The organism is Paenilisteria portnoyi, assembly GCF_014322795.1.
Taxonomy (GTDB): Bacteria; Bacillota; Bacilli; order Lactobacillales; family Listeriaceae; genus Listeria_A; species Listeria_A portnoyi.
This window is the reverse complement of the sequence record NZ_JAASTT010000012.1, coordinates 1-14,516: the sequence shown is the minus strand read 5'-3', so window position 1 is coordinate 14,516 and position 14,516 is coordinate 1. Positions and strand designations below refer to the sequence as shown.

At 46.7% G+C, this 14,516-nt stretch carries 8 protein-coding genes, 22 tRNA genes and 1 riboswitch; of the genes, 1 reads left to right on the top strand and 29 read right to left on the bottom strand.

The window, feature by feature from the left end:
• Together menD and HCJ66_RS09405 are read right to left on the bottom strand one after the other, a co-directional pair.
• A complete protein-coding gene (gene menD, locus HCJ66_RS09410; RefSeq protein ID WP_187132892.1) occupies positions 1-1,743 on the bottom strand; it encodes a 2-succinyl-5-enolpyruvyl-6-hydroxy-3-cyclohexene-1-carboxylic-acid synthase in 1,743 nt (580 codons plus the stop codon).
• Positions 1,730-3,124 carry an isochorismate synthase gene (locus tag HCJ66_RS09405; protein ID WP_187132891.1) on the bottom strand — a complete coding sequence of 465 codons (1,395 nt, stop codon included), beginning with the start codon at positions 3,122-3,124 and terminating at the stop codon, positions 1,730-1,732. Before HCJ66_RS09405 ends, menD begins: the two co-directional genes overlap by 14 nt.
• 197 nt (positions 3,125-3,321) lie before the next feature.
• On the opposite strand from HCJ66_RS09405, the gene HCJ66_RS09400 reads away from it, so the two are divergent.
• Positions 3,322-4,266: a 1,4-dihydroxy-2-naphthoate polyprenyltransferase gene (locus tag HCJ66_RS09400; RefSeq protein ID WP_187132890.1), complete on the top strand. Its 945-nt coding sequence runs from the start codon at positions 3,322-3,324 to the stop codon at positions 4,264-4,266.
• A gap of 46 nt (positions 4,267-4,312) precedes the next feature.
• Here HCJ66_RS09400 and HCJ66_RS09395 read toward each other — a convergent pair whose 3' ends face one another.
• The 27 genes from HCJ66_RS09395 to HCJ66_RS09265 all read right to left on the bottom strand — a co-directional run bounded on the left by HCJ66_RS09395 (position 4,313) and on the right by HCJ66_RS09265 (position 14,437).
• Positions 4,313-6,169 (bottom strand): bifunctional homocysteine S-methyltransferase/methylenetetrahydrofolate reductase, encoded by a 1,857-nt coding sequence (locus HCJ66_RS09395; RefSeq protein ID WP_187132889.1) that lies wholly within the window; start codon positions 6,167-6,169, stop codon positions 4,313-4,315.
• The gene (gene metC, locus HCJ66_RS09390; protein WP_187132888.1) at positions 6,169-7,338 is read right to left on the bottom strand and encodes a cystathionine beta-lyase; all 1,170 of its coding nucleotides are present in this window, start codon (positions 7,336-7,338) and stop codon (positions 6,169-6,171) included. The genes HCJ66_RS09395 and metC overlap by 1 nt, the downstream gene beginning before the upstream one ends.
• On the bottom strand, positions 7,331-8,458 hold the full coding sequence (locus HCJ66_RS09385; RefSeq protein WP_187132887.1) for an aminotransferase class I/II-fold pyridoxal phosphate-dependent enzyme: 1,128 nt from the start codon (positions 8,456-8,458) through the stop codon (positions 7,331-7,333). The genes metC and HCJ66_RS09385 overlap by 8 nt, the downstream gene beginning before the upstream one ends.
• Before the next feature lie 73 nt (positions 8,459-8,531).
• A complete protein-coding gene (gene metE / locus HCJ66_RS09380) occupies positions 8,532-10,814 on the bottom strand; it encodes a 5-methyltetrahydropteroyltriglutamate--homocysteine S-methyltransferase (protein WP_187132886.1) in 2,283 nt (760 codons plus the stop codon).
• 102 nt (positions 10,815-10,916) lie between these two features.
• A riboswitch (SAM riboswitch) is annotated at positions 10,917-11,022 on the bottom strand.
• 82 nt (positions 11,023-11,104) lie between these two features.
• Entirely contained in the window at positions 11,105-12,274 is a 1,170-nt protein-coding gene (locus tag HCJ66_RS09375; RefSeq protein WP_187132885.1) for an MFS transporter, read from the bottom strand.
• A 75-nt stretch (positions 12,275-12,349) separates the two neighbouring features.
• Positions 12,350-12,421 (bottom strand) — tRNA-Glu (locus HCJ66_RS09370).
• 33 nt (positions 12,422-12,454) lie between these two features.
• A tRNA-Ser gene (locus HCJ66_RS09365) sits at positions 12,455-12,545 on the bottom strand.
• A gap of 18 nt (positions 12,546-12,563) precedes the next feature.
• Positions 12,564-12,636 (bottom strand) — tRNA-Asn (locus tag HCJ66_RS09360).
• 6 nt (positions 12,637-12,642) lie between these two features.
• Positions 12,643-12,719: transfer RNA gene (locus HCJ66_RS09355), tRNA-Ile, on the bottom strand.
• A 15-nt stretch (positions 12,720-12,734) separates the two neighbouring features.
• Positions 12,735-12,805 (bottom strand) — tRNA-Gly (locus HCJ66_RS09350).
• 18 nt (positions 12,806-12,823) lie between these two features.
• Positions 12,824-12,896 (bottom strand) — tRNA-His (locus tag HCJ66_RS09345).
• A gap of 14 nt (positions 12,897-12,910) precedes the next feature.
• Positions 12,911-12,986: transfer RNA gene (locus tag HCJ66_RS09340), tRNA-Thr, on the bottom strand.
• Between the two features lie 24 nt (positions 12,987-13,010).
• A tRNA-Phe gene (locus HCJ66_RS09335) sits at positions 13,011-13,083 on the bottom strand.
• Between the two features lie 10 nt (positions 13,084-13,093).
• A tRNA-Asp gene (locus tag HCJ66_RS09330) sits at positions 13,094-13,166 on the bottom strand.
• Positions 13,167-13,171: 5 nt separating this feature from the next.
• A tRNA-Met gene (locus tag HCJ66_RS09325) sits at positions 13,172-13,245 on the bottom strand.
• A 40-nt stretch (positions 13,246-13,285) separates the two neighbouring features.
• Positions 13,286-13,375 (bottom strand) — tRNA-Ser (locus HCJ66_RS09320).
• Positions 13,376-13,401: 26 nt separating this feature from the next.
• Positions 13,402-13,475: transfer RNA gene (locus HCJ66_RS09315), tRNA-Ile, on the bottom strand.
• A 12-nt stretch (positions 13,476-13,487) separates the two neighbouring features.
• Positions 13,488-13,561: transfer RNA gene (locus HCJ66_RS09310), tRNA-Met, on the bottom strand.
• Positions 13,562-13,601: 40 nt separating this feature from the next.
• Positions 13,602-13,677: transfer RNA gene (locus tag HCJ66_RS09305), tRNA-Ala, on the bottom strand.
• A 36-nt stretch (positions 13,678-13,713) separates the two neighbouring features.
• Positions 13,714-13,790 (bottom strand) — tRNA-Pro (locus HCJ66_RS09300).
• A 4-nt stretch (positions 13,791-13,794) separates the two neighbouring features.
• Positions 13,795-13,868 (bottom strand) — tRNA-Arg (locus HCJ66_RS09295).
• 14 nt (positions 13,869-13,882) lie between these two features.
• Positions 13,883-13,971, bottom strand: a tRNA-Leu gene (locus HCJ66_RS09290).
• Positions 13,972-14,002: 31 nt separating this feature from the next.
• Positions 14,003-14,077, bottom strand: a tRNA-Gly gene (locus HCJ66_RS09285).
• Between the two features lie 12 nt (positions 14,078-14,089).
• Positions 14,090-14,171: transfer RNA gene (locus tag HCJ66_RS09280), tRNA-Leu, on the bottom strand.
• Positions 14,172-14,177: 6 nt separating this feature from the next.
• Positions 14,178-14,250: transfer RNA gene (locus tag HCJ66_RS09275), tRNA-Lys, on the bottom strand.
• 29 nt (positions 14,251-14,279) lie between these two features.
• Positions 14,280-14,355: transfer RNA gene (locus HCJ66_RS09270), tRNA-Thr, on the bottom strand.
• Between the two features lie 9 nt (positions 14,356-14,364).
• Positions 14,365-14,437: transfer RNA gene (locus HCJ66_RS09265), tRNA-Val, on the bottom strand.
• Between the last annotated feature and the right edge of the window lie 79 nt (positions 14,438-14,516).

Below are 14,516 nucleotides of genomic sequence, written 5' to 3'. Positions count from 1 at the left end.
TTACTTCAACTCCAACCGAATCGCCGTCTTAATCGTATCCCACAACACCCGGTGAGCATCCACATTTTCATACCGATTCGTCTTCACCTCAATAATATCCAGCCCCTTGTGGAAATGAGCCCGATCAAGCGCATCATGGAACTCATCCCAATCCGCCACCTCATGAAAATCACCCTCATAAAGCGCAGCCGTATAGCGAAAATCAAGATCCGTCCCCGTTCCAAACAACGACTCAAAATACTTTGGATCTGACGCCTGCGGTAAGAATGAGAAGATCCCGCCACCATTATTATTCACCACAATAATCGTCAAATTCAGCCCATATTTTTTCGCCATCAAAAGTCCGTTCATATCATGATAAAACGACAAATCCCCAATCAGCAAATACATCGGTTGCTCCGTCAAACTAGCACCAAGCGCCGAAGAAACCACACCATCAATCCCGTTTGCGCCACGATTCGCAAGCATCCGAACCTGTTTATCCACTTGCGCAAAATACGTATCAATATCACGAATCGGCATACTGTTTCCAATAAACAAACCAGCCTTTTCAGGAATCCACTCGCGAAGATCATACACGAGTTTCCCTTCATCAAGCACGTCAAGCGTCGACATATGCGTCTCAATGACCGTTTTCACTTTTGCATTCAGCTGTTGCCAAGTTTCCATCCAGTCACGCTCAGTCTTCTCCTGCCAGCCGTCGGTAAGCGCGCCAACCAAGAAATGCTCGTCACAATGAATCATGTTAGTCACCGCTTTAATCGGGTCCTTCCACGCCGCGCCTGGGTCAACAACGTAGAACATCACGTCCTCCAAAGCCTCGAGCCACTTCATGAGCGGCTTCGAAACCGGCATCGACCCAAAGCGAATCACAACTTCCGGACGCAACGCCTCGCGCGCCACTTCCTCCTGCAAAATCGCATCATACTGGTCAATCACCGCATCACTCAACGCACCATAACTACGCAATTGCGACAACGGATCTGCCAAAATCGGCCAACCAATCTGTTCCGCGAGCGCCACCAATTTTGGTGAAAACGCCTTTTTATCCAAAGGACCCGCCACAAAAATGCCACGTTTCCCAGCACAAGCTCGGGTAATCTGTGCAATAACCGCATCCTCTAACACCTCATGCGTATAATAAATATGCACGTGACGACGCTTCTTCTCCGTAACCGCAAACGGCGACGGCTCCAAAATCGGCATCAACGGCTCACGCAATGGAAAATTCAAATGAACAGGCCCACGTGGCGCATTCATCGCAATATCCACAGCCTTCGAGCCATGCCATTTTGCAAAACGCAACATCTCCGTCGAATTCTCAGGCAATGCCATATCCGTAAAATCCTTCACATGCGATCCAAACAGGCGTACCTGATCCATCGCTTGCGGCGCCCCAACATTTCGCAACTCATGCGGCCGATCCGCTGTCAAAACAAGCAACGGAACTTGCGATAAATTCGCCTCAGCCACCGCTGGAAAATAATTCGCCGCTGCCGTTCCCGATGTACATAATAATACAACCGGTCTTTTCGAAGCCTTCGCAATACCCAAAGCGAAAAATCCCGCCGAGCGTTCATCCACATCCACATAAATTTTTAACGTCGGATGTTCAGCCATCAATAAAGCAATCGGCGTCGAGCGCGAACCTGGACTAATAACCGCCTCTTTCACGCCAGCCTGCACCAATTCCTCTACAAAAGCCGCCAAATATTCCGTCATGACCTGTCTATGTTCGTTCATGTACTTTACCTCCTAATACCCGTAACATCGGCTGAAACTTAATCGCCGTTTCCGCAAGTTCTTCTGCCGGCACCGAATCCGCCACAATTCCGCATCCAGCATATAGCAAAGCATTCGTATCTATCGCAAGCGCCGAGCGAATCGCGACCGCAAATTCACCACGATCAAGCGGATCAATCCAACCAATTGGAGCCCCGTAAAAACCGCGATCCATCTCTTCTTTCAAACGAATCACCGTCATCGCCTCTCTTTGCGGCCAACCACCAAGCGCTGGCGTCGGATGTAGCGCACGTAACACATCCAACATCCTCGCCTCGCTTCGCCGTCCCGAAACCGTCATATACAAATGCTGAATATCCCGATTCTTAAGCAACACCGGATTCGCCGAAACCTGCACATCCTCACAAAAGCGCTCCATCGTCGCCTTAATCATCTCCACAACAAAATGGTGCTCCGCTAAATTTTTCGCATCATTGAGCAACGTCGACCCAAGAATCGCATCCGCATTCTCCGTGTCCCCACGAGCAATCGAACCCGCCACACAAGCCGACTCCAATTTTGCCTCGTCCGCCAACAACAAACGTTCCGGCGTCGCGCCAAAGAAAGTACTCGTCCCGTTTTCGAGCACGAAACAATAACTATTCCCTTGCTGCTCCTCCATATGCGCGATCATCCGACTACTCGAAAGAAAGCCATCAAAACCAAGTCGCATTCGCCGAGCCAGCACCACTTTTTGCATATCCGGCGCTTCTTGAAGTAGCGTCACAACATCCGTCGCAGCCCGCAACCAAGTATCCTCCGCCAAGCGCTCCTCCAAAATACAAGCAACCTCAGGATCAGCCGTAACTTCCGCCGCCGCAATCTTATCCCACTGCGCCATCACAGCCTCCACTTTCGAATACACATCGTCCGCCGAAAGCCAAATGTTCACCGATAAATAACAACGATCATCCTTCTCCGTCACCAAGAAAAGCGGTAAATAAAAAAATCCTTCGCCAAACTTTTCCCATTCTGGCGACGTATCATGCTCATCATCAAAACTAAATCCACCAAAATATACAGCACCACAAGCCATTTCCTCGCTGTTCGTTACCGTCTGCCGAAGCACCTGCTCTTTTCTCGTATGTAACGCCAAAAAACGATCCTGACCGCGCTCTACCTTCAACCGATCCATCGCACCGAGCCCAGAAAGACGCAACGTTCGCTCCTTATTTTGCCAGAAGAAACGTTCCCCCTTAAAAGCTCCACTTGCCTGATCAAATATGTGCTTCGCCGAGCCCTCTTCTAGCTCCGTCACCCAGCTCAATAACACATTCTCATTTTGCGAAACCATCGTCCGCTTTGCCTGCTCAAATAGCTCTATCGGCAATGTTAAACTCATATAATTCATCTCTCCTTCATTGCCTCAACTCACCTCATCATTATAACAAAAGAAGCGCATTTGTACACCTCCGGACACTCCCGAAAAAACACTCCCCAAAGCCAATTGAAAAAGAAATCTCCTATATTCATTGACTAATGAGGTAACATTGCCTAAAATTGTACAAGTACAAAGCTTTTATAAAAGGAGAGAAACTAATGGCACACGGCACAAAATCAGCTATTGTAAGACATTCTGGATTCCATAAATGGTGGATGCTACTCCGTCCACACACACTGGTTGCATCTTTTGTCCCAGTATTTTTAGGAACCACCGTCGCAATGAGCTACGAAAGTTTTCATTTTACGCGCTTTTTAGTCATGCTAATATCGTGTTTCCTCATTCAAACCTCTGCCAACCTATTTAACGAATACTACGACTTCAAAAAAGGGCAAGACGATGAGCATACAGTAGGAAACGGTGGCGCAATTGTTCGAAACGGGATGAAACCAGGCTTTATTTTATTCCTAGCCATTTTTCTATACGTATTAGCCATTCTAGGCGGTATTTACTTATGTATGGACGTGAATAATTGGTGGATTGGCCTACTCGGTATTATCTCGATGATTGTCGGCTATTTATACACCGGCGGACCATACCCGATTGCCTACACACCATTCGGCGAAATCATGGCTGGCTTTTTCATGGGAGGTATTATCACATTCATTTCCTTCTATATCCAAGCCGGATTTATCAGTTCCTTCATCGTCTACGTTTCGATTCCAGTGATGGTACTAGTCGGTAACTTGTTGCTCGCCAACAGCATCCGCGATTTAGAGCCCGACAAAGCAAACGGACGCCTCACACTCGCGATTTTACTAGGTCGAAAAGGAGCACTTATCCTCTTCACGTCAGCCTTCATTTTCGCGTACGTATGGGAAATCGCGCTGATCTTCACAGTGGAAGCGACTCCGTGGATTCTAATTATCCTACTAAGCGCTCCAGAAGCCATCAAAGCCGTTCGCCGCTTCATCGGTAAAAGCGTTCCGATTACGATGGTTCCTGCGATGAAAGCAACGAGTAAAGCTCTCACGTTCTTCGGAATTTTACTAGCAATCGCATTTTTGATTAGCTTACTAAGCGCGAATATGGTCGATTTTTAAAGCATAGAAAGAACCAGCAAAACCGTCGATGGTCTGCTGGTTCTTTTTAATTTTGCGAACTAATTTCAATAACCTGTGCCTTACTCTGCACATACTTCGTCAATTCAATCGATAAATCATAATGCAAAAATGGTGTAATAATATAAACGCCATTAAAATGTTCGCAAATCGCGTCGAGAATTTCCTTCGCAATCGCCATACCTTCTTCGCGCCCAGTCCCGCTTTTATCCGCTTCCCGCATCCGTTCCCTCACCTCATCCGTCAAACGAATACCTGGAACTTCATTATGCAGAAACTCAGCATTCCGACTCGAAAGTAACGGCATCACACCAACAAAAACAGGAACCGTAATCCCAGCATCAACCAGCGCTTCTTTCAGCTGTACCGCTTTTTCCGTATCATAAATCGGTTGCGTGATAATATAATCAGCACCATATTCTACTTTACGCTCAATCAAACGCACCGCCTTATCTAGCTTCAGCACGTTCGGATTAAACGCAGCCGCCACTTGGAATCGTGCCTTCTCCTTCAACGATTTCCCGGTATAGGAAATCCCATCATTGAACTTCTTAATCAACTGCACAAGTTCCACCGATCGTAAATCAAACACCGATGACGCACCTGGAAAATCGCCAACCTTACTCGGATCTCCCGTCACAGCCAGCACATCCTGAATCCCCAACTTGTGAAAGCCCATGATATGCGAGTGCATCCCGATTAAGTTATGATCCCGCGTTGTCAAGTGAATGAGCGGCCGAATATCATACTCCTGCTTCAAAATCGCCGCCAGCGCCATGTTACTAATCCGAGGCGTCGCAAGCGAATTATCCGAAATCGTAATCGCATCCACACCCGTAGCATCAAGCTTCTGCGCTCCTTCGAAAAATTCAGCGGTATCAAATGTCCGCGGTGGATCAAGCTCCACCAACACCGTATACTGCTCCTTCACTTTATCCGTAAGCCGCACACCCGCGTCCTCCGCCGCATCCAACTCCGCCAATTCCAAAATCGGATGAACCACTTTTGATGTCACCGGTTTGATCGATTTTAAGCCTCGTCGTAGCGCCCGAATATGATCCGGCGTCGTACCACAACAACCACCGATCAAACGCACACCTTCCTGCCTGAAAATCTCACCATACTGCTCAAAATAATCCGTTTCCGTCTGATAAACGACTTTTCCCTCATCCATCTGCGGTAAACTAGCGTTCGGATAAGCTGCCAAATAAGCATTTTCGAGCAACGGCACACTCTCAAGCGCTTTGGTCATGTGATACGGACCAAGTCGGCAATTCGCGCCAACAACATCCGCTCCCAAATCCGCCAATTCCTGTAATGCGGATGCCAACGTTTGCCCACTTTGCAAAAGCCCCGGTTCATGCATCGACACATTCGCCACAATCGGCAAGTCCGTCGTTTCACGTGTAATTTTTAACACCGTTTTTAGTTCCTCAAGATCATAATACGTCTCCAGCAAAATCGCATCCACACCTTCAAGCAACAAACAATACAATTGCTCCCTGAAACTACGCTTAATCTCTTCCAAACTCGGCGCCGCAATTCGCGCATCATTCGCCCCATTAATCCCGCCGATTGTACCAAAAATATATACCCCAGTCCCGCGCGCCGCCTCTTTTGCATGCCGCACAGCCGCCTGGTTAATTTTTTTAATGTCATCTTGCAAACCATATCGCGATAACTTAATATAGTTCGCGCTATACGTATTGGTTTGAATAATATCCGCCCCAGCCTCGATATAAGCCCGATGGATCGCAACGATATCATCTGGATGTGATAAATTCAACTCTTCAAAGGAACGGTCAACCCCGTAAGAATAAAGCAGCGTACCCATTGCACCATCAGCAATTAAAACTTTTTCACTTAAATCGCGGCGTAAATTCATCAACGAGCACTCCTTTCCACTGTATAAGCAAGCGCTTGTTCGAAGTCCGCGATAACATCCGCAATATCCTCAAGCCCCGCCGAAAAGCGCAATAATCCTGGCGTAATACCAAGTTTCAACCGTTCTTCTTCTGGAATCGCCGCATGCGACATCCTCGCTGGATACGATAAAATACTCTCCACAGCGCCCAAACTCACCGAAAACACCGGCAATTTCGCATGATTCACAAACTGGCGCGCTGCCTCTTCGCTACCGAGGTCAAATGACAAAACCGCGCCCGCCGAATCCGCCTGTTTCTGCTGAATATCATAATCCGGATGGCTAGCCAAACCAGGATAAAAAACCTCTTTCACCCGATCATCCCCTTGCAAAAATTCCGCCAGTTTTTGCGCTGAATCTGTGCCTACATTCATCCGCACAGCAAGCGTCTTAAGCCCGCGCAATAACAACCAGCAATCCTGAACACCGAGCACGCCACCCGTCGAATTTTGCATAAAATAGACCTGTTTCGCGAGCTCCTCATTATTCGTCACCACAAGTCCCGCCAAAATATCACTATGTCCACCGATAAATTTCGTTGCACTATGCACAACCAAGTCCGCGCCCAAATCAAGCGGTCGTTGCAAAGCCGGCGTCAAAAACGTATTATCCACAAACGTATAACAAGCATGCTCCTTCGCAAGTCGCGCCACCGCCGCAATATCCGTCACACGCATCAACGGATTCGACGGCGTCTCCACATAAACCAACTTCGTATTCTCCTGAAACGCCGCCGCAACAGCATCCAAATCACCCATATCCACAAACGTATGCGTAATCCCAAACCTCGGCAAAATTTGCTCCGTCAATCGAAACGTTCCACCATACACATCACCAGAAATAATAAAATGATCCCCTTGCGACAACGTCAACAGTGCCGCAGAAATAGCCGCCATCCCAGTCGCAAACGCAAAACCATGCGTCCCATTTTCCAATTTTGCAATCGCTTCTTCCACAGCCTGACGCGTCGGATTTCCCGATCTTGCATAATCAAATTCATGATAATTATCAAAATCCGGCTGGTGAAACGTCGATGACAAATGAAGCGGCGTATTGAGAGTACCAGTCGCCTCATCAATGCCAAGGCTAGCATGCACAACCTTCGTATTAAAAGAAAACTCCTCACTCATGCACGCTCACCCCTTCTTTCAAAACAGCTGCAAAAGCCTGATCCAAATCCGCAATTAAATCATCACTATTTTCAATCCCAACCGAAATTCGCAACAACTCATCCGTCAAACCGTAAGACTCCCGAAGTTCGCGCGGTACATCCGCATGCGTCTGCGTCACCGGATACGTAATTAAACTCTCCACGCCACCCAAACTCTCCGCAAACGTAAACAACTCCAAACTCCGCAATAACGGCGAAACAAGCGCAGCATCCTTAATCAAGAAACTCACCATGCCGCCCTTTCCAGGATAAAGCACCTTCGTGACAGCCTCGTGCCCTTCCAAAAATTCCGCCACTTTTCGCGCATTTTTCTGATGCTGCTCCACCCGCAGAACAAGCGTCTTCAGTCCACGCATCAACAACCAACTATCAAACGGCGAAAGCACCGCACCAATCGAATTATGGAAATCACGCAATTGCACCGCCAACTCCTCATCCTTCACAATCACCGCACCCGCCAACACATCATTATGCCCACCAAGATACTTCGTCGCACTATGAAAAACAATATCCGCACCCAAATCCAGCGGTTGCTGTAAAATCGGCGTCAAAAACGTATTATCCACAATCACTAGCAAATCATGCTTCTTCGCAAAAGCAACAACCGCTGCGAGATCCGTCTCCACCATCAAAGGATTCGTCGGCGTTTCAATAAAAACAGCCTTCGTCTCAGGTGTCAATAACCCTTCCAAATCAGCAATATCCGTCGTTTCCCAATAAGAAAAATCAATTTTATACTTCTTCGCAATCAATTCAAAATAACGATATGTACCGCCATATAAATCCCGTGAAGAAATAATATGATCGCCACTCGCAAACAATGTGAAAATAAGCTGAATCGCACTCATACCCGAACTCGTCGCAAAACCAGCTGTCCCATTTTCCAATGTCGCCAGCGCCTCTTCTAGAACCTCACGCGTCGGATTCCCCGTTCTCGTATAATCATACCCAGTCGAAACACCCAGATCTTCATGACGGTATGCAGTCGACAAATAAATCGGCATGTTTACAGCACCAGTCGCTCCACTTTTTCGATTTCCAATTTGCGCTACAATCGTTTCTTTTTTTAACTTTGTCATTCCAATCCCCTCCATCAATTTAAAAAGCGCCAGGAGTAGCAACATCATGCCGTTCCTAGCGCCAAAGTTTCTATTATTTTATTACTTTATACGCTTCACGAATCTCTTTCGTCGCATTCACCATATCACGAAGCGCCTCGATCGTTTCCTTCTCTTTACGCGTTTTCAAACCACAATCTGGATTCACCCAGAATTGGCGCGCATCAATTACTTTTAAAGCTCGGCGGATATTTTCTTGAATTTCGCCAGTCGTCGGAACACGTGGACTATGAATATCATATACACCCAATCCGATTTCCTTATCATACCCAACCTTCTCAAACGTTTCGATAATTTCACCATGACTACGAGACGTCTCAATCGAGATAACATCCGCATCCAGCGCGCTAATCGTATCGATAATATCCTCAAACTCTGCATAACACATATGCGTATGAATCTGCGTATCATTTTTAACCGAAGTCGTCGTTAACTTGAACGAATAAACCGCATCATCCAAGTACTTTTGCCATCTCGAGCGTTTCAGTGGTAATCCTTCACGTAGCGCCGGCTCATCGACCTGAATCACCCGAATTCCAGCCTCCTCAAGCGCCTCCACCTCTTTACGTAGCGCCAAACCAACTTGATTAGCAACCACATAATCCGGCACATCATCACGCACAAACGACCAGTTGATAATCGTCACCGGCGCCGTCAACATCCCTTTCACAGGACGATTCGTCAGCGACTGCGCATAAACACTTTCCTTCACCGTAATGGCCTCCGTAAACGCCACATCCCCGTAAACCAATGGCGGACGCACCGCGCGCGATCCATAAGACTGCACCCATCCAAATTTTGTCGCCTGGAAACCATCCAATTTCTGACCAAAATACTCGACCATATCCGTTCTTTCAAACTCACCATGCACCAACACATCCAAGTCCAAATCCTCTTGAATCCGAATCCAACGCTCCGTCTCCGCCTCAATAAATTTCTCATATTCCGCGTCCGTAATCACCTTTTTCAACCAATCCGACCGCTTTTTCCGAACCTCAGGCGACTGCGGAAAACTACCAATCGTCGTCGTCGGTAATAACGGCAGCTGCAACCACGCGTGTTGCAACTTAATTCTCTCTACAAATGGTAAATCACGCTTCACTTCCACATTTTCCAAATTGCGAATCGCTTCCTGAACCTCCGCATTATTTCGGTGATGCGAGCCATTAATCGCCGCTAAAGCCGTTTTCGCATCTGCAAATTCCGCCGTCACATCCCCACCATTCAACGCCTTCGTCAGCGCCACTAATTCCAGTAATTTCTCATCCGCAAACGATAATCCACCAAGCAATACCTCGTCCAAATCTGGCTCACTTGCTTTCGTCACCGGTACATGCAACAAAGAACTCGACGGTTGCACGATCAAACGCTCTTTCGGAACCACTTTTGCAATTCGCTCAAGCAATTCCAATTTCGCATCCAAATCCGCACGCCACACATTTCGTCCATCAATCACCCCAGCTGCCAAAATTTTATCCTCAGGGAAACCAAATTTTTCAAGCGCCTCAATCGACTCCCCATGATCATGCACAAAATCCACACCAATCGCGTCTACCGGCAGTTTCACAACCTCTTCGAAATAATCAAGACTTTCGAAATAGGTTTGCAATTCAATCTTCAATTCAGGTGCACTCTTCTTAAATGAAGAATAAACCTCTTCAAACAACGCTAACTCTTCCTTATCAAAACTAGTAGCTAAGTAAGGCTCATCAATCTGTACCCACTTCGCACCAGCGTCCTGCAACTCCTTCAAAATCTGACCATAAAGCGGAACTAACTGACTGAGCAACCCTTTGAAATCATCATTCCCTTTCGCTAATTTCAAATAAGTAATCGGTCCAACAAGCACCGGCTTACCATCAATCCCCAGCTCTCGTTTCGCCTCCTCATAATAAAATAACGCCCGATTCTCCGTCAACTGCGGTTTCGCATCCACAAGTTCCGGCACAATATAATGATAATTCGTATTAAACCACTTCGTCATCTCCGAAGCAACCGCACCATCATTCCCCCGCGCAACCTCGAAATATGTATCAAGATCCACTTTCCCAGCCTCATAATTAAATCGTTTTGGCACAACCCCAAACGTAATACTCGTATCTAAAATGTGATCATAAAAAGAAAAGTCCCCGACAGGAATCAAATCAATTCCTTTGTCCTGCTGTTTCTTCAAAGCTTGTAAACGCAATTCTTTAGTTTCAGAAAGTAATTGCTCTTCAGAAATCTTATGATTCCAATAATTCTCAAGCGCCTTCTTCCACTCCCGTTTCTCACCTAAACGCGGATACCCTAAATTTGAACTTTGAACTTTCGCCATTTCACATCACCATTCCCTCATTATTTTTTTCATATAAAAAGCCCCTCCAGCAAAGAACCAGAGAGGCTACGAATATCCGAATTTTGCAGATACGTATTCACTCTCTTATCTTTCGAAGCATCACACTTCGCAGGATTTAGCACCTTTTCAAAAACTGAAAGGTTGCCGGGTTTCACAGGGCCAGTCCCTCTACCACTCACAATAAGAGTTATTATATGAAATTAATTACATCCAGTTCCGATGTATTGAACTTATATTACCATCCCACGAAATTCCTGTCAACTAAAAAATCACACCATTGTCGAACTTTTTCGAGCATTCCCAAAAAATAAGGCTAAAAACGCTGCAATCAGAAGCCCAGTAATCACAAAATAAAACACATCATTACCGAACAATCCAATCATAATTCCCGTTGCAGAAGGCCCAATAATACTCCCCAAACTAAAGCTCATTCCCACTAAAATATTCCCCGCAGGTAACAGCTCCAGTGGCGTCAAATCTGTCATATAAGACAACCCAAGCGAATACATCGATCCCAGAAAAATCCCCAAAATAAAAAACATCACAATCAATAAAATACTATTAGAAACAAACGCCGTCACAAAAAACACAATGGCCCCTACCCCAACAAAAATCGGCAAAACTTTCGCCCTACCAATCCTATCACTCAAAATACCAATCGGAACCTGGAATAAAATCGTCCCTACAGAAAAGGAAGAAATAATTGTCACGACCATCGCTTGCGGAATCCCATCTCGAAGCCCCACAATCGGAAAAGTAGCATTAAGCGCAGTCTCTAGTATGCCATACACAAAAGGTGGAACCATCGAAATCCAAGCAAGCCTAAATACATCCGAAAAACGCTTCAAACTTCCAAAAAACGATATTTCACGTATAACCGCACTTTCAGCAACAAATTCATTCCTAAGAAACCAGACAAGTCCCCAAGCAATAAGAACCATAATCCCTGATATAAAGAACGGCAAGTTCACATTAATCTCCATCAAATTTACAAGCTGGGGTCCAACAGCAAAACCCAATGAGAAAAACAGCCCATAGATAGCCATATTACGACCACGCTTTGAAGGATGGCTCATTGCACCAATCCAAGTCTGCGAAGAAAAATGCAACATATGATCCCCCACACCAACCAATAATCGCAAAATAAACCAAAAATATAGGTTAAACCATAGCGGAAATAGTAATAAAGCAAGTGCTACAATACCACCACCGACAATGATAATAGGTTTGTATCCAAAACGATGTAATGGTGCTTCAATAAATGGCGATACTAATAAGACACCTATATATATCCCCGTGGCATGAAATCCATTCACTCCTGAAGAAATCCCGTTGCCTTCAAATATAATAGAGATTAACGGCAATAGCAAGCCTTGTGATAGACCAGATATAGCAACAACCACTGTCAAAATCCAAAATTTAAATCTATTGCTTTTCATACCTATCCTCCTATGCATTTTTTGCATTAAAAAGAACAATGCCATATAAATGACATTGTTCTTTTTAATCAGCGATGACCCGTACGGGAATCGAACCCGTGATACCGCCGTGAAAGGGCGGTGTCTTAACCGCTTGACCAACGGGCCTCATTATTAATCTAAATTTCGCATCTTTTATACTGGCGGAGAAGGAGGGATTTGAACCCTCGCGCCGCGTTAACGACCTATACCCTTAGCAGGGGCACCTCTTCAGCCACTTGAGTACTTCCCCAATATAAACACTTACAAGCTCCACAGGCAAGACTCGAACTTGCGACCGATCGGTTAACAGCCGATTGCTCTACCAACTGAGCTACTGTGGAATAATATGGTGGGCCTAAATGGACTCGAACCATCGACCTCACGCTTATCAGGCGTGCGCTCTAACCAGCTGAGCTATAGGCCCACAATAAAAATAAAGAGCGGGTGATGGGAATCGAACCCACGACAACAGCTTGGAAGGCTGTAGTTTTACCACTAAACTACACCCGCATCATCCAAAATTAAAAAGGCGGCTAGTGGGAATCGAACCCACGCATGCCTGAACCACAATCAGGTGCGTTAACCACTTCGCCATAGCCGCCGCTATCGCTAATATGGTGCCGGCTGCAAGAGTCGAACTCGCGACCTACTGATTACAAATCAGTTGCTCTACCAACTGAGCTAAGCCGGCTTAAGATACAGATTACTATTAAGGTGGCTTGGGACAGAATCGAACTGCCGACACCTTGAGCTTCAATCAAGTGCTCTACCAACTGAGCTACCAAGCCATGAGTAAAGCGGTCCCGACGGGATTTGAACCCGCGATCTCCTGCGTGACAGGCAGGCATGTTAACCCCTACACCACGGAACCACTAATTGCGGGGACAGGATTTGAACCTGCGACCTTCGGGTTATGAGCCCGACGAGCTACCAGACTGCTCCACCCCGCGACAATAATATTATTTTATCCACAAATCACTAAGATGAAAAAGGAGGAAGAGGGATTCGAACCCCCGCGCGGTCTTACCCGCCTGTCGGTTTTCAAGACCGATCCCTTCAGCCAAACTTGGGTATTCCTCCATGATATAATAAAAAATAGTGATAGGTGGACCTTGCAGGACTCGAACCTGCGACCGGACGGTTATGAGCCGTCTGCTCTAACCAACTGAGCTAAAGGTCCAGAATTAAAAGGTAGCGGCGGAGGGAGTCGAACCCACGACCTTTCGGGTATGAACCGAATGCTCTAGCCATCTGAGCTACACCGCCAATATAAGATACAGACATACCTTTTACTCAAAAGAATAGTTGGTGGAGCCTAGCGGGATCGAACCGCTGACCTCCTGCGTGCAAAGCAGGCGCTCTCCCAGCTGAGCTAAGGCCCCTTCATAATAAAAAGGAGTAATTGGATATTTTCTTAATGGTCGGGAAGACAGGATTCGAACCTGCGACCCCTTGGTCCCAAACCAAGTGCTCTACCAAGCTGAGCTACTTCCCGAAAGTGCGCCCGAGAGGATTCGAACCTCTAACCGCTTGATTCGTAGTCAAGTACTCTATCCAGTTGAGCTACGGGCGCATTATATAAGTATATGGTGCCGAGGACCGGAATCGAACCGGTACGGATATCACTATCCGCAGGATTTTAAGTCCTGTGCGTCTGCCAGTTCCGCCACCCCGGCGTTAGAAACTTTATAATGGCAACTACAATTTTGGAGCGGAAAACGGGGTTCGAACCCGCGACCCCCACCTTGGCAAGGTGGTGCTCTACCACTGAGCTATTTCCGCTTAAGTATAAGATGCGGGTGAAAGGACTTGAACCTTCACGCCTCGCGGCGCCAGATCCTAAATCTGGTGCGTCTGCCAATTCCGCCACACCCGCAAAAAATGAGCCGTGATGGGCTCGAACCATCGACCCTCTGATTAAAAGTCAGATGCTCTACCAACTGAGCTAACGGCTCACAATAAAAAACGTATACTATGAGAAATATGGTGCCGGCTGCAAGAGTCGAACTCGCGACCTACTGATTACAAATCAGTTGCTCTACCAACTGAGCTAAGCCGGCTTGATTAAATGGGGGCTAACGGGATCGAACCGCTGACCCTCTGCTTGTAAGGCAGATGCTCTCCCAGCTGAGCTAAGCCCCCTAAAAATATGTACATTGCCCGGCGACGACCTACTCTCACAGGGGGAAGCCCCCTACTACCATCGGCGCTGAAAAGCTTA